General features: G+C 52.8%; 20 protein-coding genes and 1 pseudogene. 10 read left to right on the plus strand and 11 right to left on the minus strand.

Annotated features, from left to right (window positions below; translation table 11 throughout):
- Nucleotides 1-141 precede the first annotated feature (141 nt).
- The gene (locus AAF358_04560) at nt 142-540 is read right to left on the minus strand and encodes a hypothetical protein (protein ID MEM7704800.1); all 399 of its coding nucleotides are present in this window, start codon (nt 538-540) and stop codon (nt 142-144) included.
- A gap of 230 nt (nt 541-770) precedes the next feature.
- A complete protein-coding gene (locus AAF358_04565; protein ID MEM7704801.1) occupies nt 771-1,415 on the minus strand; it encodes a transposase in 645 nt (214 codons plus the stop codon).
- Between the two features lie 1,565 nt (nt 1,416-2,980).
- Here AAF358_04565 and AAF358_04570 point away from each other — a divergent pair.
- Nucleotides 2,981-5,104 (plus strand): hypothetical protein, encoded by a 2,124-nt coding sequence (locus AAF358_04570; protein MEM7704802.1) that lies wholly within the window; start codon nt 2,981-2,983, stop codon nt 5,102-5,104.
- Nucleotides 5,105-5,749: 645 nt separating this feature from the next.
- Here the strand turns inward: AAF358_04570 and AAF358_04575 are convergent.
- The 3 genes and pseudogenes from AAF358_04575 to AAF358_04585 all read right to left on the minus strand — a co-directional run bounded on the left by AAF358_04575 (nt 5,750) and on the right by AAF358_04585 (nt 8,251).
- A protein-coding gene (locus tag AAF358_04575; protein ID MEM7704803.1) for an IS3 family transposase occupies nt 5,750-6,825 on the minus strand; the annotation gives its coding sequence in 2 pieces (ribosomal slippage) (nt 5,750-6,570 and nt 6,570-6,825; 1,077 coding nt in all).
- Between the two features lie 18 nt (nt 6,826-6,843).
- Nucleotides 6,844-7,224 (minus strand): annotated as a pseudogene (locus AAF358_04580) (DUF1353 domain-containing protein).
- Between the two features lie 376 nt (nt 7,225-7,600).
- A complete protein-coding gene (locus tag AAF358_04585) occupies nt 7,601-8,251 on the minus strand; it encodes a hypothetical protein (GenBank protein ID MEM7704804.1) in 651 nt (216 codons plus the stop codon).
- 530 nt (nt 8,252-8,781) lie between these two features.
- Here AAF358_04585 and AAF358_04590 point away from each other — a divergent pair.
- Nucleotides 8,782-9,264 (plus strand): helix-turn-helix domain-containing protein, encoded by a 483-nt coding sequence (locus AAF358_04590; protein MEM7704805.1) that lies wholly within the window; start codon nt 8,782-8,784, stop codon nt 9,262-9,264.
- A 132-nt stretch (nt 9,265-9,396) separates the two neighbouring features.
- Here AAF358_04590 and AAF358_04595 read toward each other — a convergent pair whose 3' ends face one another.
- On the minus strand, nt 9,397-10,146 hold the full coding sequence (locus AAF358_04595) for a hypothetical protein (GenBank protein ID MEM7704806.1): 750 nt from the start codon (nt 10,144-10,146) through the stop codon (nt 9,397-9,399).
- A 349-nt stretch (nt 10,147-10,495) separates the two neighbouring features.
- Nucleotides 10,496-10,894 (minus strand): hypothetical protein, encoded by a 399-nt coding sequence (locus AAF358_04600; GenBank protein MEM7704807.1) that lies wholly within the window; start codon nt 10,892-10,894, stop codon nt 10,496-10,498.
- Nucleotides 10,895-11,382: 488 nt separating this feature from the next.
- Between AAF358_04600 and AAF358_04605 the strand changes: the two genes are divergently transcribed.
- From AAF358_04605 to AAF358_04615, 3 genes are all read left to right on the plus strand, one after another.
- On the plus strand, nt 11,383-12,342 hold the full coding sequence (locus AAF358_04605; protein MEM7704808.1) for a tyrosine-type recombinase/integrase: 960 nt from the start codon (nt 11,383-11,385) through the stop codon (nt 12,340-12,342).
- Nucleotides 12,343-12,714: 372 nt separating this feature from the next.
- Nucleotides 12,715-14,454: a hypothetical protein gene (locus AAF358_04610; GenBank protein MEM7704809.1), complete on the plus strand. Its 1,740-nt coding sequence runs from the start codon at nt 12,715-12,717 to the stop codon at nt 14,452-14,454.
- 122 nt (nt 14,455-14,576) lie between these two features.
- Nucleotides 14,577-15,233, plus strand: coding sequence for a glutathione S-transferase family protein (locus AAF358_04615; protein MEM7704810.1), 657 nt, complete (start codon nt 14,577-14,579; stop codon nt 15,231-15,233).
- A 189-nt stretch (nt 15,234-15,422) separates the two neighbouring features.
- Here the strand turns inward: AAF358_04615 and AAF358_04620 are convergent, their stop codons facing one another.
- The gene (locus tag AAF358_04620) at nt 15,423-16,091 is read right to left on the minus strand and encodes an HAD family hydrolase (protein MEM7704811.1); all 669 of its coding nucleotides are present in this window, start codon (nt 16,089-16,091) and stop codon (nt 15,423-15,425) included.
- On the opposite strand from AAF358_04620, the gene AAF358_04625 reads away from it, so the two are divergent.
- The 3 genes from AAF358_04625 to AAF358_04635 all read left to right on the plus strand — a co-directional run bounded on the left by AAF358_04625 (nt 16,057) and on the right by AAF358_04635 (nt 17,781).
- Nucleotides 16,057-16,713 (plus strand): hypothetical protein, encoded by a 657-nt coding sequence (locus AAF358_04625; GenBank protein MEM7704812.1) that lies wholly within the window; start codon nt 16,057-16,059, stop codon nt 16,711-16,713. The two genes, AAF358_04620 and AAF358_04625, sit on opposite strands and share 35 nt — an antisense overlap.
- A gap of 73 nt (nt 16,714-16,786) precedes the next feature.
- A complete protein-coding gene (locus AAF358_04630; GenBank protein ID MEM7704813.1) occupies nt 16,787-17,347 on the plus strand; it encodes a hypothetical protein in 561 nt (186 codons plus the stop codon).
- An 8-nt stretch (nt 17,348-17,355) separates the two neighbouring features.
- Nucleotides 17,356-17,781: an energy transducer TonB gene (locus tag AAF358_04635; GenBank protein ID MEM7704814.1), complete on the plus strand. Its 426-nt coding sequence runs from the start codon at nt 17,356-17,358 to the stop codon at nt 17,779-17,781.
- A 31-nt stretch (nt 17,782-17,812) separates the two neighbouring features.
- Here AAF358_04635 and AAF358_04640 read toward each other — a convergent pair whose 3' ends face one another.
- The gene (locus tag AAF358_04640) at nt 17,813-18,343 is read right to left on the minus strand and encodes a hypothetical protein (GenBank protein ID MEM7704815.1); all 531 of its coding nucleotides are present in this window, start codon (nt 18,341-18,343) and stop codon (nt 17,813-17,815) included.
- A 67-nt stretch (nt 18,344-18,410) separates the two neighbouring features.
- Nucleotides 18,411-19,352, minus strand: coding sequence for a hypothetical protein (locus AAF358_04645; protein MEM7704816.1), 942 nt, complete (start codon nt 19,350-19,352; stop codon nt 18,411-18,413).
- A 306-nt stretch (nt 19,353-19,658) separates the two neighbouring features.
- Here AAF358_04645 and AAF358_04650 point away from each other — a divergent pair, with 306 nt between their 5' ends.
- Entirely contained in the window at nt 19,659-21,233 is a 1,575-nt protein-coding gene (locus AAF358_04650) for a hypothetical protein (protein MEM7704817.1), read from the plus strand.
- 126 nt (nt 21,234-21,359) lie between these two features.
- Here the strand turns inward: AAF358_04650 and AAF358_04655 are convergent, their stop codons facing one another.
- Nucleotides 21,360-22,124 (minus strand): hypothetical protein, encoded by a 765-nt coding sequence (locus AAF358_04655; GenBank protein ID MEM7704818.1) that lies wholly within the window; start codon nt 22,122-22,124, stop codon nt 21,360-21,362.
- Between the two features lie 363 nt (nt 22,125-22,487).
- Between AAF358_04655 and AAF358_04660 the strand changes: the two genes are divergently transcribed.
- Nucleotides 22,488-23,978 carry a hypothetical protein gene (locus tag AAF358_04660; GenBank protein MEM7704819.1) on the plus strand — a complete coding sequence of 497 codons (1,491 nt, stop codon included), beginning with the start codon at nt 22,488-22,490 and terminating at the stop codon, nt 23,976-23,978.
- The last annotated feature ends 285 nt before the right edge of the window (nt 23,979-24,263 follow it).

Here is a 24,263-nt window from a genome sequence, read left to right on the forward strand (position 1 = left end):
CGTTTCATCACTAGCATCGGGGTTTCCGCCGAAAATATGGTGTCAAAGTCAGGTGACAGCGCGACCTCAAGGGGCCGCTCGGCGCTGTCGCGCAGGCGCCAGACGCGTGTCGGGCATGTCCCGGCTACAGGCGGTGGACAATCAGCCCGGATTCGGCAGTTGTCGACGCTGCTGGTAGCCAAACAACAAGGCAGCGATCACGGCGGCGAAGCACAACGCAGCAATGAGCTCAGGCAGGAACGATGGAAATCCGTCGGTTGCGACGAATGAAATCTCAGAGCCCTGCTCTTGTACACGGCGCACAATCTCCTGTTGCAGGCTGACCGCACGGTAGCAGGTGCCACGCAATCCCATAGTCACGCTTAACGCAAAGAGGGCAAAAAGGCTGGCCATACTGACGTATTGGTATTTGGTCAATCGGCGGGCGGCAACAAACATGGCAACGACGTAAGCGAAGACCAGCGAAATCAGAAGGGAGGTTTCGCCGGTAAAGGTTTGGGAGTACTCCGAGTAAAGTTCAAGTAATTCGGCGTCCGACAAAACAGCTTCCCCCCACGCAATGAGATTTTTGGTTGCGAATTCCGTAGTAGTTTACTTGTTTCGAAGACAACGCTGAGAGCTAAGCAAACCGCCCCTGGCTATTCCCACGGGAGATTCACGCTAGTAGCGGCCAATCACTCGTCGGAATCATCGCAGTCGGGATCGATGTCGACCTTCTTCGCATCGGAAAATATGGGGTCAGAGCAAAGGGACAGAGTAAACTGAGTGGTTTACATTCTGAGTCTGTCCACCTGTCGTCGGAATGCTTCGCTACCCGGAACCAACCCGGTGTTGGCACAAAGGCGGAGCTTGGCCAACACCTCAGCGTCCAGGGTATCGCTGGCCAACGCTCGCCAAGCCCTCGCGCGTTGCTTTTCATCTAATCCAAGTTTCAAGTAGAGGTCGTGGGAAGACCACATCCGCGGTAGCGCGCCAAAAGCATGAGCGCGGAAGCTTGACCACAGGTAATCACCAGGGTCGGCAACCATCCCTGCTCGCACTGGATTCAGTTCAATATAGCGAAGACAGCTCAGAAGATACTGATCGTCCTGTACAACGCAAGATTTGAATCGTCCTTCGAACAGCGTACCACTGCGTTGGTAGGTGTAATTGAAGTGGCGCACATACAGGCGCCCAAGAAACTGCATCAATCTCGAGAGGCTGTCTTCTTCGTCAGGGGTCGCCAGCAGGTGCACATGGTTAGCCATAAAAACCCAGCCATGAACCGAAACACCAAATCGTTCGGCGCCATCGGCCAGCCAATTGGAATAAGCCGCTAGATCAGAATCACAGGTGAACAAAATCTGTCGATTATTGCCTCGCTGTATCAAATGAACCGGCAGACCCGCCGGACAGAATCGGGGTCGTCTTGGCATGAGCAATGTCTACGTCGGCCTGAAGGTCACTCAGTCTGAATAACCGACGACCAAAGCCCAGTGAGAACGCGCCGCAATTCGCTGTCGGTTTACTCTGTCCCTTGACCCTGACCCCAGAAATTTAATTCCAAGAATTCTTGTGACCCCCTAGCTGCGGCCTCGAGAAGAGAATAGAGCGCCGGTCGGTCGTCTCGACTTGCTGCGATGAGCAAGGCAGAAATGGTGAGTTGCACTGCAAGAATCCAACGGAATCTCTGAATCAAACTCACGAGTCGCTGTGTCAAGTCGGTCGCTTTCGAGTTTTCACGCCAGCGACGCTGGCGCGCTACGCCTTCACGGCCGGTCTTGCTAGACATTCTGAGTTAGCCGGTTGGGGGAAGAGTTACTAACCAAGATATTGCTGCTGCGATCGGTATCAGCGAAGTCTCTGTATGACGTCCTTCGCGAAAGACTTGACGGGCTTCCTGCTCAGTAAAAATAATGTGGCAATCATACCCAGGACCATTTCCCATATCACACCTACCTTCCGGCTTTGTACCGCAGGCCAGTCAAGGTACGCCGAATTCAATCTGGGCGAAAAGCAACGCGAATACCTATCTAACAGCGTCATCTTTCAGCGGCGAAAGAAGCCGTTCGAGTTACAAACCAAATTGCGATTCATGCCCGAACCATGGTCACTTATGGCCCTTAGCGGACCGAATCTCGGCGATGAACGGCGCATTAGCTACGAGGCCAGTCCAAATACAGCATCTATTGGCTATCACTAAAAGGTGTTTCTGCTACTACCGTATCGATCCAGCGCCAACCCGCGTAAAAACCCTGCAGAGGGTTGGTATAAGTTTGCTGTTGGCAGGGTCCGAGACAATTGTACCGCCTATTTGCAGGTTAAGACGTTGTAAAACAATGAAGTGGCTAATCGGGCCATTGAACGGGTGCACAAAAGCAACTGATTTCCAACCACCTTGGAAAGAGCGATTCATTTCCTCAGGAGGGCCGGGCCTGCCGTTTTGCCATGCATGAAAATGACCGAAAAAAAATATCAAGCGATTACGCACCTTGAGCCTCTTTTGGGGGCGGTGCGTCGGCGCCGCTGGAGTGTCCGCGGATAGCGCGGCAGGGTTCCCCTCGGTCTGTGTCTTACCCCCCGAGCCGACGATCGACCCGCGCGGTCAGAGTCAGCCTCCGCGGTCTCCTGCGTCGTGGGCACGTGCACCCATGCCTTCGCGCGGATCCGACCGGGAAACCCTAATGGGCCAGCTGGTCGTTGCGGGAACTGTCGCTCAATCGACCGTAATCTGTTAAGTCACGATGACTAACTTACACACAACTTACTTGACTAACCTCTGAGTTTGCAGCGTAGTGGTCGGGAGTTTAGCCCCTCAATTGTTTGTATCGCAGTATCGAGTACCGATGGTTGGTTCGCGACGTGGTCAAGAGCTCCACTTCTTCGCACGAACTTGCGCTTCACGAAAGAAAACGGTGTGGTAGAGATCCGGTTAGTATGGTTATTAATATTTTTTTAATTTACTTCATTTATTATAGGGAGAATTGCCGGGAGAACATCTATGAAGATTTTAAAAGTTTTTGTCCTAATTCTTTTTGCATTAGCATTTCTACCACTATCAGCCAGCGAGCCGAAAAATTGGGAATTTGAACTAAACACGGCCCAAGTGAAGCTAGTAAGCGACGGCGCTGACCGCAAAACCCCGGGGAAAATCAAGAAACCGAAGAGCATCATCGGCAACAAATTTGAATTGAGCTTTGTCGGGCAATTACCTGATATCGAGGGCTTTCAGAAGGCGCTACCAGTGTTGTTTAAGTTTAACGCCTCGATTCTTGTCGATGATGTGGTGCAAATTACCGACACCGGATTTCATGCGGCAGTCCTGGACTGGCAATCGGGTCAAATTGAAATGTCAGATCTTGAAGGGTCCTGGACTATTGATATCGCGCAGGAACACATGAACGTGTTACACCCTACAGCGCGCTTCTCTGCCGACTCTTCCGACCTACACTTTCAGATCCCGGCAGTGCTAAGCCATGCAGAGACCGGCAAATTTGCACATGCGTTGCTAGTATTCGGAACTTCTGTCGATGGCGATGGGGTTGGCTTAGTTGCACACGACTTTTTTTCGATTAGCCCGGCTTCGAACAAAAACGGAGCGATTCAATCAGACATCTTATTATCTGAACTCTTTACTTCGCAGCCTACTGGTTCACCTTCACCGCGATTGGAGACCTTTTCACCAGCCGTAGTCTCTCTGACAAGCCCCTCAAATTCTCTTGGCTCTGTCGGTAGCAAGCAGCTCATCGAGAAACACCTATGTTCAGAAAGCTACGGTCTCCCTTCTTGCGGTGAAACGGAGGAAGGTGTGGGCGCTTTTCCCCTGTTCTTTTCAGGTTATTCGGACGACGGGCTTAAGAAACCGTCTCCTTGGACTTTAGACCTTGTTGCGAGTCCAGGACCCTCATCTACATCAACTGACAAAACCATAGTCAATTATGTCGCGTCAGTGCGCGGACTGCTCAGTGTTGGTGAGGGGATTTTCTCGCCTCAGATAGCCAACGTGGGTAAGAGTAGGTCACGGATCAGGTACATACCTAGCGAAAAGCTTTTGCTGGTCAATCTGTTCGTCTCTGTACCAGCAGGGCCGTCTTCCAATGCCATGTTTGAGATCGCAACGGAATGCCGAGAAGACAACGAAATCTACAAATGTGGCGGGGTCTGGGTAAAGGACTCTGTTGGGTATGACGGTCGGCCACGCGGAGATGTAAGTGTGTTAGCACTGTCTGAGTCGATGGCGAATCAAGAGACGAGCAGTAAGCTGCTGCAAGAAACCAAAGCGTTGATCGTCGACTCTGGTTGCGACGATTTTTGTCCGAACTGTCAGGAATTTGCACACGGTAATTGCAAGAATCCCCCAACACAAAGTACCCTTTGCCCCATTGCTCAGGGCTCGGGTTGCCAGACTGCAGTGCTTGATCCAAACAAGCCCTATTGCTGCGCCGGTTCATTCCGCTCTGGTTGTTCGAGTTGCGAAGATGATTCGGTCTTTATTTGTTTCGGCTTTAGCAGTGCTACCGATACGATCTCAATCTCGGCAGACACCAGGTCGACATCGAAAAGCAAATTTTCACGGTCCACCGAATTGGAAGAATGTGAGCAATTGGTGCTCAAATCGCCACGGCAATATGAAAGTGGGCTGACAGCGGTCGCTAGCGACTGGACTCTTTTCGGCACACGAAATGGTCAAGCGGCGGTCGAAGGAACCAGCAGAACCGCTCATGCCATCAACCGTTCAAAGTGTCTTGGTCTAACTGGCGATGAGAAAGTTCTTGTTGTTGACCACATCCCGCACATTATGAATGGCCGAGAAATCCCACTGCCGGAAGTCTCACTCGCTAGTTCAGAGCGCTGGGTGAACGCTGGGACCACGGTTGCTCGAATTGAATTTGACGATCAGGGAAAATTTCACCGCTCAGAGTTGATTTACCGCGAGGGTAACCGAGATTTGTCTAGCCAAGAGCTACTTAAGCTAGTGAAGCAGAATCTTGTGCTTGACTACAAGACGGCCCGAAGACATGCATTGTCGATCTACGCGGTGGTATCCAAAGATAGAGCGGAATTCCTAGCAACTACGCCAAAGTGTTGTCCTGGCTGCCCTCCTGCACCCGCGGTTTGCGAGTAGCAGTATGAGGCACTCATCTGAGGCGATCGGATGACTACGAGGAAATCGGGCAATAGCTTAACTAGTGTGATGCTATGACCGATTTGTTCCTCGACTTCTAGTGGATCGAGTTCGCCAGGAAACGTTGATCTTAATTCGTCAAGCTAAACTTGCGGCACGGCCTCCTGGGTAAACCAGGCCCGGAGGCCGGCGCAAAAAAAGTAACACTGCGGTTTTCACTAACAGAAAGAGGCGATCCTAATCGCTACTAAGCAACACACAAAAGGGAGCCAACAACAGGCAGTAAAGGCAGCAACGAGAACAACCTAAGCTTGACTAACTAGGGACAATTTTCGCATACCCTCCGTCTTTCGGATTAACGCACTCGTACGGTCGGCCGCCAAGCCTTTTGCGGGTTTTGTAAGGGAGACCATTCCTGCCCTGCCAAGCGCAGTTCTTTCTCGGGTGAATGCAATACCACTCCGTCTGCAAGCTTCGATCACTTGGGCCCTGATAGCACATGTTGGATTGACACAAGGAACGTGCTTTATCGACTTCCTGCCCTGTGGCGCGGGAATCCATAAAAGCGCATTGTTGGCCATTGGCAAGGGTTCCTTGACCGTACCCCAGGATTTGAGCCGTGCTTTATGTGGGAAATTGAGCATATCAGGCTGCCTGCTGGGCGAACATCGCCGGCGGGATTTTTCCTAGAGACCGATGTGGCCTGACGTGGTTGTAGTGGTGGTTCCAGATCTGAACAGTCGATCTGGCATCCTCAATGCTGGCGAACCAGTGTTGGTCTAAACAGTATTCTCTGAAGGTGCCGTTGAAGCTCTCGACGAAAGCATTCTGGGTTGGCTTTCCAGGTTGGATGAACTGGATTTTTAAACCAGTCGCTTTGGACCAGAAGTACATCGCCTTGCAGGTCAGTTCCGGTCCGTTGTCGCAAACGATGGTTGTAGGCAGTTGCCGGACCTGGCCCAGCCGATCAAACTCTCTCGTTAGTCGTACTCCGGAGATGGAGAAATCGACGACCTGGAGTACGCATTCGCGAGAGAAATCATCCAACACGTTGAACACCCGAAACCGTCGCCCATTGGCCAGCTGATCGGACACAAAATCGATCGACCAGCGCTGATTAACAGCAGTCGGCAATGGCATCGGTACGCGCGGTCTGGTGAGCTTCTTACGGCGCTTTGTGCGTACCTGGAGCCCTTCCTCCCAATAGATCCGATACGTCCACTTGCGGTTCATCACGGTGCCTTCTAGCCGCAGCATGTCGTGCAGCGTGGGATAGCCATAGCGTGGATGACGTTCCGCCAGCGTCTTCAGGCGGTGCCTCAGCACCGAGTCGTTCGGCCCCTTGGGTTGATACCAGATCCCAGAACGACTGAAGCCCACCAGCCGGCAGGCCCGACGTTCGGAAAAGCGACGACTCTTGAGGTGCTCCACGGCCCGACGTCGCTGCGAGGCCGTTACCACTTTCCCTCAACCAGTCCCTTCAGCGCCGATTTGTCGAGTTCTGCTTCAGCCAGCAAACGCTTCAAACGGGCATTCTCCTGCTCGAGCTCACGTAGCTGCTTGGCCTCCGAAACCTCCATGCCACCGAATTTGGACTTCCAACGATAAATCGTGTTCTCAGCAATACCGTAGCGGCGGGAAAGGTCCACGATCGTGGCTCCGGCCTGGTGCTCCTTGAGGATCGAAATGATCTTCTCTTCGCTGTACCGCTTGCGCTTCATCTGGGGACCTCCTCTGGGTCAAAATACAAGGAAATCCCACATACTGCATGGCTCGAATAACGGGGGTACGGTCAACTCGAGCGACTTATCCGAGACTTTGGGAGACTGCACAGGTTCAAAAAGAATTTCGGGAATTTCCGTTTTGACGGGGCCGATTTTTGTGGATTTGAAACGAACTTCAATAGTCCAACTAGGACCAAACGTACGAACCGCCCAATACATTAATTTTGCTTTTGATGGTGATACCCCACTAGCACGCATTCCATAGTAGAAGTTGCGATGGGTGTCATGAGCTGTACGTTCCCTGGTATCGCAATACTTGTCGTGAATGATGGAGGCATGGATATACCTCCCACTCATAGGTCCCCCAACTAGCGCCCAAGCGGCTCGAGGAATGCTGGCACCATCAACTTCTCAGCCAGCCGGTGTAGTCCGATCGAAACCGTTGGGGTCTGTGAAACGAAACTCGTCCAACAGGATGAAAGTAGCGGGACCCTGTTGTTTTGTCCTTACTTGCAAGTTGGGATCACCAGAGAAACGACCGAAAAACTCCCGTGAGTAGACTTCAGAAAAGGAACCAAGCGCCAAAAACGTGAGTAGAAAAAGATACGTCCAGAATGTTTTCACAGTTGGTCTTCTTTGCCTTAAGAGAATACGCTATGGAGGGGTCGACTATCCTTCTCTTGGAGTTCTTACTAAGAAAAGACATCCTCAAGGAAAGCTCTCCTTTTTCCGACCACGTTTTGGATAGCTGAGATCGGCCAAGAGCCATTCATCAATCATCAGTAAGCTGGGAGTGACCTCCCGCCACATTCAACTCACCATTGACTACCCGCCACGTGTTAGGCACGAAAGTTGGATCTTGCGCAACGGTAGTCGTCTCCCTGAACACCGTCCTGCCGCCGGCGACCACAGAAACATAGTCCTCGGGCAACCTAGTGAACATATGCTCATCATTGTGGCCATGGACTAGGGTCAATCCGAGCCCCTCCTCCGCAAGGGCCGCAAGCAGCTCTTGTCGGTTTGCCAGTTCTTGTATCGCTTGATGATAATCCAGACCTGGTGCATTCGGCAGACCGTTTGATTGACCACGCGGGTGGGTACAGTGCCTACAGGCCCCGGTGTGACCAGTGCAATGCCTGCATCTATCATGGTCATCATGCTGACAGCTTGAATCCCTTCCATCCTGTCTTCCAAACCAACCTATCTGGAGAGCATCATCATCTGGCTCATTGCGGCCAACCGAAACTACAAGGTCACGCTCTACCTGAGAGTACCCTTGCAGCATCATGCGAATGGTTCCGTTGTCATCGTATACAGGTATCTGAGCGCCAAAGTCAGAGCCATCCAACTCGGATATCAGCTCAGTAAGCTCTTCCGCGTTTACGCGGTCAACAATTGCTTGTACATCTTTTTCCGCTGGCATTCTTGTCTCCTTTTCTGAGATTTCCTGGCATCTGTGTGCCAGGGCTTGCCCTCTGTCGATTTGTCCTGTTGGTTTGTACCGACTCTCACACCGATAACTTGGCGCGAGGTGAGTGTCGTTCCTGTATAAGCTGCGCACCGCAACCACGCTCGTTCAATTGGTGGCACACCAAAAAGATTAGGGTTAGTGTCCCCTCAACCGCTATCCCAGTTGCCACGCTCAAGCCCTTTTGAGTCAAATTTTTCTATGCTGCCGAATCTTATCAGGCCTGCATGGTCTTTTTCCCGAATAAATCTGATCATGCCCGGTGTACGCTGACCAGCTTGCTCGAACCCCAGACCATGCTCAGCGCACACGAAACGACATAGACCACCGATTTTATCGAGTAATCGCGTTCTATCTTTTTGGCCTCGTCAAAGCCGATTACCCCCGAAATAGAGGCGAAATATCTCATAAAATTACGACAAATATGTCGTGTAGTACATACGAAGTATGTAGCTGCTCAAATTTTTTTTGTAGAGTTCGAACACATGAATACTGCTGTATCCATCGACGGAACCAATATCCCAGGCGTCATTCGGGAGAGGTGGCCAAGTGTCATAGGCAAAGGTGGTTTGACCGGCTATTTGGCGATCCCAGAAGTCTTTCTTCGCTGCCAAAACCGGATGAAGCTCAATTCGACCGAGATGATGGTCCTAAATAATGTGCTCCTGCACCGGTGGTCACCTGATCGCAACCCATTCCCCTCAAATAATCAGATCGCCAAGAGAATGGGAATCTCCGCAAGGACAGTGCAACGGGCATTGGAGAGGATCCAGGAAAAAGGGCTTATCACGCGAAAGATCATGCGTATTCGGGATGAAAAAAGCGGGGAGTATCGGTCGATAAGAGAGATCGATATTGGCCCATTGGTTGCCCGGCTTCAAACATACGCACGCGATCTGGGTACGTACGCAGCCGAGGTGAGAAACTCTACCTCGGGAAAGAAATCAGATCATCGAATAGCGGTCTAGCTTAGTGGGATAAAGCCCCTGGTTTCGAGGTAGAAACGATGTCGCGGTCAGAAACGACATCTTACCGCCGGGGAGACGCGGGTTCGAGTCCCGTCGCCGCTCTCAGTTTAGGATTTCGAAGGAAAACTCGAGCTAACGGGGCTTCACGTTTTTCGCCTGTCCGAAAGAACCAGCCCTGACCTTGAGGTTCGGCAATGCGCCCAGCTCTTCGGCGGTCATCTCTTTTCCGGCTTTCAAAATCTGTGCACGCAGTTGATCCATGCGATTTTCCACGTGCTTTTGTGCTTGCTTCGATAGGCGCCGCAGCCATTTGATTAGATCGACGGACGGAATGAAAGCTGTGGAATAGGCATCTGTGAGCAAGAACACAACAGGCTTCTCGTCTTCGAGCACGTACGTCAGCGCAACACCAACATCTTCAAAGTCGTTTATGCAGTGAGCGATGAATTTGTCACGGATATCCTTGAAATATTGGTGCGCGTCCCGGGCCGGGTCTTTTTCTCCCCAAATTTGCTTATAGTCCAATCGCAGTCGTTTACCTGTACCAAAACACCGGGCATAGGTAACAAACGCGCCCATCATCGTCAGACGCATCTCATCCATGTATGGCAGGTGGCTGTCAAAAAGAGATTTAGTCTTTTTGAGACCCTGGCGCTGATCCAGCATGCGCGAGCAGGCGTGTTGGCAGAACCTCAGATCGACGTGGATCGCGGCAAGCTCACGATATTCCAACGCAATCTCAGTCGTAATTGTCGCAGTCAGTGGATCCGGATGCCCTGGATCTGCTCCCTTTGGACCAAACGATTGGGTGTTCAAGAAAAGTGTGAACGACGCTTCGGAAGGCTTAAACGGTGGGTTTTTTACCTTCGGTGTCTTTTTCATGGTTCGCTACCGTGCTCGCCACCAGGCCTAGGCGAATATAACGCTCCCACCGGTCATTACGATCGTGACCAGAAACTCTTTTTTGATCGTGGGCATCCCGATCGCAGACCCTGCAGGCCTGCTCTAGCCGCTCAGCTCGCAATTTCGCCATTTCCGCTTCGGGATCGAAATCCCGGCTCGCCTCACGCATTTTTCCTAGCGCCCGGTGAGGCTAGAACTGCTCCGCCGCTTCGCGCAGAGTTTTTCCGGGCATCAATCCGTAAGTGCCCTCCCCCGACCTAGGTCCGTTTGGGACGGAGACTTTGTTGCCAGGCTCTCGCGGCCAGGTAAACCGATTAAGCTCATGAGTCTATCGCATCCGGTCTGGATCATTACCATCCAGCTCGCGCTCGTGATCCGTTATTCGGGCGGCCAGTTCCGTTTGCCGTTTGAAACGAAGCGCAGCCTTGGCATCAGATTCGCCCATGAGACCAGATTCCAGTCCGCGCCTGATTTCTGCATCGGAAAGGTTCTCAAGCCGGTCAACAACACTGTGATGGAGTATCCTTTCACCGATCTTTACCTCGTCTGACGTACCGTACTCGGGGCCAATCGAATCCAGCGAGAGGACATTGGTTACCGACTCATGCTGGTGAAGTGATAGACGCAGGTTGGCAAGCCGCCCTGCTAAATCACTTCTTCTCTGATCACACGCGGTAATGGCGCTAGCTACGTCACTGGCACTGAGGATTTCATTCTCCTTTGACACAACAACCTCGCACCCTATTTGGGGTTGTGCACCTGGCGCCAATTGTACGCCTATTTGTTATGCTTAGTGACTACTCTCTACAGATATGAGCGCGCCTAGTACATGGCAGAAAGTGGAGATGATGACCGCTTAGTCGAGATGGCGCGCGAAATGGAAATACCGCTATATCGACGCTATAGCGAATCCCAAGCTGCTCAGCTACTCGATATTTCGCCAGCTACATTAAAGCGAATTCGGACTGGTGGTAAAATCCCCTACATCCGTGTTTCTGAGAGAAAGCTAGCGTACTTTGGGTTTCAGTTACTCGAGTACCTGCTGGAGAATGTATCATCGCCAAGTACACGAACAGAACCTTCCAAATCGGCGACTACTGGCTCTCCCGACGAGGAAATAGCCGCGCCTGGTGTCGAACCTGGTTCGACCAAGCAACTCGACAAACAAAGCGCGTTAGCCTCAGCACGACGGATCTTGAAGAAGCCAAAGAAGCCTTGACTGATTGGTTTGTTATTAACCATTCGGCGTCAAAACAAGCAGCCAGCGATGTTCGCTTAGCTGACGTGGCGGCGCGCTACTACGATCAGCACGGGCAACACGTCGTATCCGCGGAGCGCATCAGTATTTCATTGGCGTATTGGCTAGATTTCTTCGGCACGAAAACAATTGAAGAGATAGGCAACGCGGAATTACAACGGGAGTTCCACACCTGGCTTCTCGATAAGGGGATGAAAAAAACATCAGCGAAGCGTGTCGTCTCCGATGGCCGCGCCGCTATTAACTACGCCTGGAAACGTGGCGAAATTGCCAGTGCGCCCTTTGTTATGCCGATATCCACTGGCTCCAATGAAGCAGCACCCCCCAAAGGGCGCCCCCTTGAGCTCAAGGAAATTGTAGCGCTCTATAGCAATACCAAGAACCCGAATCTCACCATGTTTATCACGCTGATGCTCGCCACTGCCGCGCGCCCTGATGCCGTTCTCGGTCTAACGCGCGATCGCATGAAAGTGGAGGATCGCCTGATAGTCCTCAACCCGGAGGACCGACCGCAAACGAAAAAGTACCGCCCGACTTTGCGCATGCCGGAGAGCATCGTGCCGTTGATCGAGAGTATTGAAACTGAGATTTCGCCACTGTACCTAGTGGGGTTACGGGACACACCGCTAAAAGGCGTGCGAACGTCCTGGCGCACAGCACGGAAAAACGCCCAGCTCGACAACCAAGTCAATCCGTATTCGTTGCGTCACACTATGGCACGCTGGCTGCGAAAGGAGCGTGTGTCCGGTTGGGAGATCTCGGCCCAACTGGGCCACAAGCGCCAAGACCTCTCAATCACGGAGATCTACGCACCGTACGACCCCACATACCTACAGAACGCGGCCAAAGCCATCGACTCTTTTTTTGCCCAGTTGCGTGCCAAAAGCGTGTTAGTAGATGCAATGCTGAAGCGGTAATATATTGATTTTATTGGCGCGCCCGAGAGGATTCGAACCCCTGACCTCTGCCTCCGGAGAACGATTTTCGGAACTTAACTTATTGTTTTAATTATCTTTTAAATCAGGGGCGCCCGTTGCAAATGCACCACTGAGCAGCACTAAACACAACTCACTCGCACAAATCTCGCACAGTCTATGCTCGTTTTAAAACGAGCATTCTGGCTAACTCACCGTTTCCTTTTTAATCGTACGAAGCGCCCAAACCCAGGATGAATTCAACGCTCTGAACCCTTACCAGCGATGGGTCCTCTTGGACCCAGGTTCGGTTTAGTCTTCAGTGATTATTCATAATCAGAGAGTACAGTCCGGACATCAATCGAGGGTAAGAAAATGAAATGGCGATCGTTTTTGCTCGGCGTATTTTGGCTCGGCACTGCTTTAGCGAACCTGGAACCTGTCGGAGACCCGCAATTACTTGGCAGCGCCGACGGCCAAGCCGCTCCGCGCTGGATTCAAACTGAAGATGGTTTGCGCTGGGTCGTCTGGGAAATCCGGTCGGATTCAGCAGGCCTAAGATATCGAGTTGACGTTCTCGGAGCCGATGGAATCTTGAGGGACTCGTTTCAACCGGCTCCCCTTTCGTCGCCGGAAACCGACATTCTCGATGTCTCCGCTCAAGGCAATCAGATCGCAGTACTTCGTGGGACCATTGGCGTAGGGCTATTCGGCCCTCTCGAATGTCAAATTGACATCTTTACAACCGACGGAAGTCTCGTAAGCAGCGGTTCGCCGGTCAGCGCATGCACGAGAGGCCACGCTCCTCAGATCGCCTGGATAAAAGATGGGCGGATCGCATTCGCCATCAATTCACTGGCACTTGGTGCAGGCCCCACTCGAATAATCGTCGGGCGGTTCGGCTTGTTTGATCCTGGCTCTGGGCAATCAACACCTGTCGACACTGCGGATCAGGTCGACGGCGATTTGGTGTTCCACCCGGCAGTGAGCGTGTCAGAAAACTTGATAGCTTGGTCTTACACGAGTTTTGACGAGTCTTTGGACGATTTCCGAACCGCTACTCAACTGTACGACGCAGAAACGGGCATGTTTACCACTGAACCCATCAACTTCGGCGGAGGTAGCCAGCTTTTGCACGGCGCTCTTTTGGGACGCCACCTGGTTCAGGTGGGGACGAGATGTAACGACCGAAGCTGCTTCTCACCGGCCATTTTGCTACGAGAGAGGGACGGCAGCCTAGTCCAACCATGGACAGCGCCGCGTGAACTTATCTCTGCAGAACTATCCGGCAGTAACCCTGGACTGGTTTACGAACTAAGCTCTGTGGTGGTTCAGGGAGATCAGATTCGAGCGTTCTGGACGACGCGACTGCCGGAACCCGGGTCACAGAACGGTACGGTTGCCGTGGTGCTGGATGCCTCGGGGGAGTTTGTCGGCCGAAACGGGGAACTGGTACTGGCACGTGATCCGCGCTTTCGCTCCCAGAATCAAATCAGTGATTCATTCCTTACCGCGCGCGTCGCACAAGGGACCGTGCAAGTCTATTGGTCCGTCAGAGAGTCCGACAGTCAAACTCACCAGCTTCGCGCACAAACGTTCCAACTAGTCGCGGAAGCTGATGCCGGAACGCTTTCGCTTTCCGGTCTCGCAGAGTGCACCGAATCGGTAGGTTGGGTGCGACCTGTTGTTTCCGGCGACGCAACCGATTTATGGATTCGTACCGCTCTGCAAAGCACTCCGGCCAACGAAACCCGCGAGAGCCTGGCAGCGGTTGGGACCGTCTTTGAGCTCCTCGACGGTGAGAATGGTCAGGTATTGGAACGAAGGGTGCTTCGCGCTTCAGATTTGAGCTGCCCAAACATCCTTGAAATTACTAAGACGTCGGATCCAGGGCCCGAGGGCCTTTTCACGGCTCGATTGGACTGGAATGACTTACCCGATACTACAGAGGTTATCGATCTTCGAATCAACGACCCAATGGGGCCGCTATTCGCCCGCAGCGCTCGGGAGATGGGAAGCGCCTTAACGGGCCGCTGGGTGAGAAACGGCATGGTGTTTTTTGCCATTGAAGCCAACTCAGGGAAGGTGATCGCATTCCGAATTGCGCGCCCATAATGCGTTCAGCAGGAAATGGGGGCACCCCTATCAACCTTGACCTTGGTAGACCATAATCTAATTGGATTTCGATCTCCCGCCATGCCAGAGCGAAGCCTACTTGAACGGTCTGACAGAACGAATTGAGCCAGCTAATTGTTAAAACGTACGACTGGGTACCGGAGTTTCCGCGAGGATTTGTCCGCGATCTTCGAGTGTGCTGGGCATTGGAAGAAGCTGGTATTCCCTACCGGGTAGAAGGTACGTCATTTCATAGTCGAGGCGAGGAACACTTTCTTCATCACCCTTTCGGACAGGTTCCATGGCTGCTTGATGGCGATGTGTCGATTTTCGAAAGCGGAGCAATCCTGTTATACATCGGAGAGAAGAACGACATTCTCTTGCCTTCAGATGCAAAGGGTCGGAGCGAGGTCGTTGAGTGGGTGTTTGCAGCACTGAACTCAGTAGAGATGGCTGCGATACCATTCTTCATCTTCAAAATATCGAACGATGAGATGGAAACGCCCGGAAGACAGACTTTGGACGCGTTTCTTTCTGGGCGTCTCGATCACATGGAGAAATACGTCGATAACCGAGAATGGCTAGCCAAGTCGTTTTCAGTAGCCGATATCCTCATGTCTGACGTCTTGCGGCTAGTCGACCGATTTGGCGGATTGAAAGGTTATCCCGCATGTCGTGCGTATGTTGCCCGAGCGACTGATCGACCCGCATTCCAGAAAGCTTACGCTGACCAGTTAGCCTATTTCGCAGCGGCGGACGAGAATCGAGAACCCGACTAGCCGCTTACGTCCGAAGTCTGCTATCAATCAAGGAGTGGGCGAGGAATCGTGAGCGTCTGCTTTAGGGACTGGATTCGATCAACTCTGACACTGTCTATCAGATCAGAACTGATTCATCTCAGCTAGGACCAGAAAAGCCCTAAAATCGTTGGATGTACTGAGTTTCAGAGTTACGCCGATTGCTTTGCCTTAGTGCTTCGCTACAACTGAGTCCATCCAGGTGGAATCCTTGAAATCGTCCAACGTGACCTCGGCCAATGGCCTCACCCGATCCCCTATGCCGACAAACCGCCAGCCCAGCTCCTGGGTGGCCTTGACATCCCAGACCGCGTCACCAAAGTAAACCGCTTGCTCGCCCTTGCCGCCGATCTGCCGCAGGCAATGGCGCATGATTCCTGTGCGCGATGATGAGTCGTCGCCACTGGATATAAACCGCGGGACGTCAAACCCAGCAAATTTCAACTTTAGTCGAGCTGTGCTGCCCCAGCCGCCGGTTGCCACCCCATACGGGACGCCGGCTTGTCGCAAGGTGCCGATCGCGTCGATCGCGCCTGGCACAGCTTGACATTCACCGCCGGATTCGAGGTGCGAGCGTATTTTGCTTGTAAACAGTGTTCTGACTTCACTAATGACCCGAAGATTAGCCTCCAGTCCAAGCCGCGCAAGCAGTTCCGTCAGCAGACCGGAGTCGGTGACATGCCGATAAGACTCCCAATCTGTATCGAAATTGCGAGTTCCGACTACTTCTGACACCGCTTCCTGATAGAGGACGTCGTCGAATTCGACGCTCTGAACCAGAGTGCCGTCCAGATCGAAGATGAAAATGTCATTCGAAGTCAAGTCCACCGGCGGATTCATAGAAAGCGCGAACGCTAAGATCAGAAGGCTGTCACATCAGAAACAAATTAACAATTGGCTCATGGGGCTTGAGTCAAGAGGTATGTCCGTGGGACGAAAACTAGCGCGACGTGTTCCAGCGATCGCAAAGGCCCGCGAATGGAGCGGCGTAACTTCCTTGCTTCTGCTGCTTTCATCGCTCCAGCTGTCGGCGGCAGGCTGTGACCAGCCAATTAGCGGTGGCCGAGGCGATCCGCTTTTGTGCCTCTCTAAAGCCCCAACAGTGTTAGACCATCAGGGATTCAAGCTTCTCGTTCCCACCGGCTGGTATTACGGATCGAATGATCATGGCGTCAAAGTGCTGAATGCCCCGATCGGGGAAAACTCAGCGCTAACGGTTCGACTGTCCGGACCTGTTTATGAAGATAAAAAGGCCTACTGGCAGTCGTTAGGCCTGACGTGTGTTGAGACCGGCACCAACAAGAGGGCTTGCTCAGGAAGTCATAACGGTATCTTCATCACGCACTATTTCTTGCGGTTAGATGATGGATGGGTCTATGCCTACTTTGACTTTCCCATACGCATGTTTCATCAATCATTTGAGCCCCTATCTTCAGTCCTTGAGTCGATTGAAGCAGAATAGAGCACGTAATGATTCTCAGAGAAGACAGGACGCAATCGCTATGTGCACACAAATCGCGTGGAAACTCTCTCAAATGAGTCGACTACTGTTTCTCTTGCTGTTTCTGCTCTTCCAACCTGCCAGCGCCGTCGATCTTGAATTGCAGCACTATGGGCCCTTAGATATTGGCGACCTTCAGGTTTTGCTCCCTAGAGACGTCCACGTAGCCATCATGAAGTTCGAGACGGAAGAGGACTTTTGTCTTGGCATACAAGCCACTCACCTCATCGATGATGAGCAAGTCGAGAAAATCCGACTCGGCAAATGCTGGATCGCTGGCCAGTTTAATTTGATATTGAAGATAGAACCCGTCGACGACGACCAAAGCTGGCTGCGGGTTGGCATTAACTCGTTAGCAAGTGGAGCAACCTCTGCTGGCAACCCGCTGAAAATCGGAAGGGCCTTCGGCGCCTCTCTCAGTGTGCAACCCAACATCAAGTTGTCATCAGAACTAGGTGAAATTCTGCTCTGGCGCCTAAACGTGAGTGACGGCGGAGGCTCGGTTGATCACACCATCAGAGTTTCAGCCATCCTGGACGAGAACCCTGACAAAATCATGGGAAGTGGCCACAACGAAATCGATTGGCCAGACTAAGGATCGCAATGAGAGAACAGAAGAATTCGTTACTCTGGCCTGCGAGCCACCTTCATTGGCTATTCACTTTCCTCATGGTCGTGGGACTGCAAGCGGGAACCAGCTCACCTGGCGCGGCAGCTGAGAATGAACCGCTAGACCTCGACGGTTTCACCGAATACTGGGAATGGAGCCGCAATGAACCTCCCACCTATCCACGGAAGGCGATCCGCAATCAAACCTCGGGCTATGTCAAAGTCAGATTCACTATCACCTCTAAGGGCAAAGCCAGGGACATAGAAATCGTCGAATCTGTACCGGAAGGTATATTTGATCGTTCTACGGTAACGGCAGTTAAGCGCATGCGCTTTCGACCTACGGCGTCCAACTCCGATCGTCAGCCGGTACGCGTGCCTTTTACGTTGAAGTTCGACTTCCCAGGAAATGGGCAGTGACTGCTCCGGGCGAACTGATCTTAGGTCACAGCTACCTTTTGCCAGCAAGAGGGATTGGCGCCCCCTTGCCGTTGTAAGAAAAGCCAAGCTTTATTGGAATCGAGGGGCAACACATTGCGTCACCGGACACCCATTGCATTCCCGACAGCCAGACCTTCTTGTCTTCAAAGTCGATTTCGGTGAAGTGCTGGACACCGCGAAAGCCCACCGAAACTGCCTGGCTGGCAACGCAGTTACCATCTCGTGGCTTGAAGATCGTGAGGTATTGAGGGAACCGCTCTCGCTGGGATGAAATCTGAAAAGTGTAAAGAAGCACCAGAGCATCTCTCGAGGCACCGGCGACAGGTCCGCGGTCAAATGCGATTACATGACCTGGCCCAGCCCGTTCAGGCTTAACCTCAGACAAGTAACGGTCGATGACCTGCTGTTCGTCGCTGCATTGCGCACTGGCGACTACGGGACCTAGAAGGCAAACACAAAGTATCCAATCAGCGGATCGCCGAATGATGCCGAATAGTAGGAACTGCCCGTAACCGCCCGGTGCTTTCTCGAGACTATTCATTTTTTCTCCGAACCGGCATACCACTTCACAACAAGCAACACCGGCACACTTTTTCGTTGCCGGGAGGCTACCGAGAGTTAGGAATACCGAAGTCGCGGGGTATCTCCAGATAGCCACACCGCCAAGGCTCGTCAGTGCCTGCCAAGCGGCTACAGTGGAGCTGATGAATCACAAACTTACCCGGGTCCTGATCGGCCTCAACATGGCAAAAGAGTTGATCCCATTGGCCCCGCAGTAATATCCAACCCAAATCCACATCAGCTTCTCTTAATCTCTCGGGAAGTACCGCCCGAGCGGCCGTCATTCGTTCAGTGGTTTCCTTTTGGTTCAGCGGCCGTTCCAGGTTTGCTTGAATTAGTCGGAGCAATGAAGGGTTTGGATTTGGGTATATACCCGCATTCGCGTCAGTGACGGCCAGGCTGTCATCTATTGCACGTTCGAGCCTGAGGGTAAGCGACGACCCACCGCTGATACCGATCATTGCGGTATTGTGGGCAACCTCCGGCAGCGGCGGTGGTTCAACGCTAGATGCTGAAACGGAGTACACGTCTCTGGGACTCTTACCTTCTAGGTATGCAGGAAGCGATCGAAGGGGCGGCAGCCGATTCGTAGCCACCTGCTCAATCTTGATTTCTCCCCCGCCGGTTTTGGACCAAAATCGCCTGGAATGGTCCACCACCTCTCCTAGAGACTCAGGAGTGAAAGCACCCACAAAAGAAATCGGGTCGTTTTCGCCCGGCAAGAGGTATTCACCATAGAGATTGATTTCGCTGACCTCCCAAGGGGCATCATCAATCGAGTAAACCAAGACGTGGACTTCCGTGTCGACTCCAAGCTCGCCGCTCGGACCGGCAAAACGAAATCCCACAGTGCGTCTGCCGCCACTGGCAACAGCAAGCGTGAGCTCCATGGCCTCGAGCGACTCGAAGAAGTATCGCTCCAGCAGATGACGAATTTCATCTGAAACCTGCTCAGTAATTTGGTCAGTAATGTCCGCACTCTTTTTCACGCTGATCTCCTCGCCAGAAGCCGTGCACGCTGCCAACACAATGACGACGCCAACGATTCTTGCGCACCCAAAGCAATTCATGAGATGTGCATTCAGACTAAAGGGCCAACGTGTGTCATTCAAAAGACCCGCCTTGGTTCACGGACTGGGCCACACTTTTTCAGGGCTAGCATCGTGACACCACGGTGTTTCAGCAATTCGACAGTCGAATAGCAATTATTTGAGCAGTTCGTCCAAATCGGAAGACCCGCTCAACGTTTCCGGCCGTTTGGGAACTTAACGTTCGAATTCTCACTCAACAGACCTATGGAAGCGTTGCTGTACATCCTGCTGTCGGTTGTGGCCGTTGGTTCAGCACCGGCACCCATCTCGGAGGTTATGGGATCTGATAGACCTCCGAGAATTTCCGCCTCTCCAGGCGGAACGATCCGTTGGCGTCTGCCGAGTTACTTTCCGGTCTATTTCGATAACGTCACCGTCGATATACTCGAGCTAAGCCGGGAGCCAACCAGCAGCGAGGGATTCTTCGTATTGGTCGGTCAATTGATGATCAATGAAAAGGTCGTATCCGCAGAACATCCGCTGCGGTTGTCCGAGGAAGCTTCAGCCCCTAGTCGATTTGGTCAGATCAGCGTATTCGAGCAATTCGATTTGGCGACCCAGAATCGACACTTGATCGTTGTTTTCGAAAACCATCTCAACCCCGTCGTCTTTGTGGTGAAACCCGACGGCATGTTCATTACCGAGGATCTCGACCGGTTAGATCCTGGCCGCACCGAAACTGGCCGACGCTTTGTGGCGGCATCGGGCGGTGCGGCAGATTTTTTTGCAGCACGAGGGGCATGCGTTGACGCATTGGCCGAGGTAGAGAACATCTGGCAAATGGGTCGACGTAGAGATGTTCATCCATGTCTCGATGCTCTGCCCGACAAAATCTTCGAGTTGTTGAACCCCAGAAGGGAGTCGAGACAGTCCTGGTTAGAGATTGCCGGGCTCGAGTGGGCAATCGAGGAGTTGAAAAATGCTGAGCCTCGAAGAGCCTTAGCAGTACTCAGGCTGGCTCGAGAGATGCGAACTGATGCGGCGGGCGCCACTGCAATCGATTTCTTTGAAGTCGCTCTCCAGTACCCAGATATCGAAGTGCAAAAGCGCGCACTTTTCATATTCGAGCAGTGGGCTTCGCTTTACGGATTTAGAACCTCAGACGTTGTGCCAAGGGGTCCGCCACCGCCAAACGGTACGTCACTCGATCCATCCGCACTTCATGGGTCTTGGGGGTCCGAAACCGAACGAGCTACCAGTGAGTTTTTTCGCATTCGACCCATCATTGATGACCTTGCGGAGTCCGATGACCCGGAGCTCGCAGTATTAGCGGCGTACGCACTCAACGAAGCTTGGCCGGTCGGAGAAGCCGATCATATGGAGCATCGGTTGCTGGAAATACTCAAAAGCAACGCAAACCTTAAAGTGCTTGGGTGGCTCAGGCCGTCAAGCGTCCTTGCCAGAGATGGTATTGCCATTGCGGATGTCGAACGTCAATTGGTGGATATTGCCCTAAACGCGACAGATTTGGCGTTAGTGCATCAGGCTTTGGGCGCTGTGCTGCAAACCAAGCCGGCAGAGCCCGTCGCTCAGAAACTATTTCCAAGAATGTTCACGTTGCTCAACGACCCGAGTTTCTCGGGAGAGTTTCTCCTGCTCTACACCTTGATCCCTTACCCGGAATTGAGCCTCGGGTATCTAATTACCCTCCAGGAAATGAAAAAGGAAGCCGAAGCTAAAGCCGACCAACATTGGCGGTTCTGCTCACGCGCCAACAAGATCCAAGAGGTCATCGACTTGCTACACAAGGCAGATCATGATCTCAGGATGCGAGAGTAATTTGTGAACTACCTTGACTCTTTCAAAGTCAACGATCGCGGAAGAAATGCTAGACGAAAGCGCAAAAACCAATACCAGAAGGCGGGGTTATACCCTATGAGTTCGGACCGTTGAGCTACGCCGCGGCTAATCATAAGCAGACACAACGCAATACCGTTCACAAATCTCGTCGGCCAATTCACGGGCAAGCCTTTGCTGTTCTATAGAAAGCGTCGACTCGATTTCATCCTGCAGACTCCAAGGCGTGCTCATCTGCGGTAACCCTTGTTGATTGGCCACCAGGAGAAAGGCCAGTGATCGAACTCCATCGTATTGGAAAACAATGTCTTGATGGATTGCCAAAGCCATAAGTTCAAACGCCTCAGGGTGACCCGTTTCGAGAAGGCGGTTAATGTATTCGCGTGAGCGCTCGTGGAAGGCATAGAGCATGTCCGGATTTCTTATGAAGAGCTCATGGTATTGGCGGATCGCATCCTTGTAGAAGCTCAGCATCGCCAGCATGTGCCCGCCATCCGCCGCCGCGACAAACCAGTCGAACGACCTTGCGATCCGCTCACGTCTTGGCGGCAACCCCTGGCAGTGCTCGGCTTTGAACAACACTGATTCCTCAATCCACTGCATTGAAGATTCAAGGCCAGGATTTTCTTCGAGCAGCCTGAGATAGCCATCCATTTTTCGGCTGGCGATATCCAGATTCTCTGGCGCAGCAGCGCAATACCGCAGGACGATCGAATAAAGATATGCCGCGCCTGGGTCGCCGGTGGCCGCAGCGTCCTGGGTGCTTTTCAGCCAAGCGGGACTTAGACGCTTTTTGACAAGCGAAAAGGCCTCGGCGTAACCCTCCTGGGAAAACTCGTGTGGACCCAGAGGCTCCACCAGCGTATTGGCCATGCGATGTACGTTGTCTTGAACCGTTCGTGCGGGCCTCGGCTCGGGCGCTACCCGAGGCTCTGGAGGCTCGACTGTGGGCTTTGGCTGGCTTGTCGTCGCCGTGGACAGATCGGCACTATCCCGAGGAACTTGCCTATCGTGGACCGTCAAAATGGCAACTACCACCAAAATCGCAAAAAAAGCGATAGGAATGGCAAGTGCTTTAGCCTTTAATAGCCGTTGAAGGAATCTCATGGGCACCCTACTGATCCTACAGTAAGCTGGGATTTCTGCAGCAAACTAACTGGCCGATCTATCGAAACCGACATTCAGGCAGCGTTCAGCACGATTGACTAACGTTTGAACTGCTAGCAGGAGATATCGATGCGCATAATTCAGGTAATAACCGCCGCGCTGCTACTTGTGTGCTTCGGCGTAGGCGCCGAAACAATCGACATTCCCGATGGCGACACGGTGAAGCTGGTGAATACACTCTGCACCGCTCAGGCCAGCGGTACTGACGAATTGACTCTGGTTCTTGCCGAACGCGGAAACTACCGACTCGGGCCGAGGCGCCGCTGGTTGGGCTGTCTGCTCGGCGGACGAGCAGGAACCATACCCATTCCGCCAGGTGCGGCCACGGTGAGCGCCAAAGTTACGATTTTGGGGCGCGGCGCGACATTGGACCTTGGCGAGACTAGCGGCTTTGTCGTTGAGCCAGGCGGTTCGCTGGTGGTTGAAGACCTCGAACTGCGAAACGGCGACTTGTTTCCTGCGCTAGTCAACCGCGGCGAGACGGTCTTTCGACGCGTTGGTATCGTGAACTGGCGCCAGCCGTACAATTCGGATCGAGGCTTTGTCGCCCCTGTGGTCAATTTTGGCAGCCTCACGCTGGCGAACACGCTGCTTGCTGGCAATGCCTTAGCCGAATTCCCTCTGGAAGGATTTAGCGCTGAATCTCTGGGCGAGTGCGCAACTCCGGGGAGCGCGGGAGTTTACAACGAGGGCGATCTGACCCTGAACAACGTCACTGCCACGGGCAATTTTGTTGCGCTGCCGGAAGGCCAAGCGTTTCCGACTTCATGGATTTGCGGTGCAAGAGACTTGGTAACGATGGCGACTGGCGTCAGTCTGGTCAGCAATACACTTCTTACCTCATCCTCCCTGGACTCCGCTGGGGTCCTCGGCAACTGCTCTGGCCGCGTAACTTCTCTGGGATACAACAACGTTCCCGGCGGCTTGGATTGCGGATTTGACGGGACAGACGATCGGGTGTCCGAAAGCTTTGTGCGGACGTCACTTGCTGAGCAGAATGGTCGGCAGTTGCCTGCCTATCGTTCGGCGTTTTCACGTATCAGTGACGGCAGCCCGAGTCGCCCACCTGCCTCTGGAGCATGCGAGACAAAGGACATTCGTGGTTTTGAAAGGCGCTCTGGAGATTGCGTCCGCGGGGCGCTTGACCCGCTCGCGGTACCGGCTTTCGACAGCAGTTTCGATGGCCTGTGGTTCGATCAACAGCAGGATGGTCAATATCTGCAGATCAGCCACTTTGGTGCCAACCGCGCACTCATCACTTGGCTCGGTTTTGATGGCGAGGGCGAACAGGTTTGGGTGTATGGAGTTGCCGAGTCTGGGAATACGGTAATTCAATTCGACGCGTTCAGGAATTCGGGTATCCGTGCCGAAAACGGCACCATCGACGGTCAATTAGCGGCCAAGGTTTGGGGAGAGCTCAACGTGCGAGTTGATTCCTGCAGCAACTTGTCACTGACTGTCACACCCGCCGGTGAGTTTCCGTCGGTGTACCGACTTGCACGAATTACTGACGGAAACGCCTTAGATTGTTTCGATTTCGTCGAATTCGATCCTCTTTAAGCCGGTGCAATTCAACGCCTGAGCCTAACGGCACGCACGGCTCTGCGTTAGTCAAACGTGGCTGCCAATCTACAACTTTACCGCCAGGGTTCACCGTCAATCACGGCCAGCAGCAAGATCGAGGCAGGAAGGCCAGAAATACAGGGCAATCCGTTGTGAACATCGCCGGCTTTTTCGATGAGTGCTGAAGTAACTCCCAATTTCAGTGTGTGATGTATGGCCTAGACAGGATCACCTCCAGTAGCATCGAAGTATTGATTTTGCTCGCTGTTCACTGGTCCCTCG

The sequence above is a fragment of the Pseudomonadota bacterium genome, assembly GCA_039033415.1.
GTDB lineage: Bacteria > Pseudomonadota > Gammaproteobacteria > Xanthomonadales > SZUA-38 > JANQOZ01.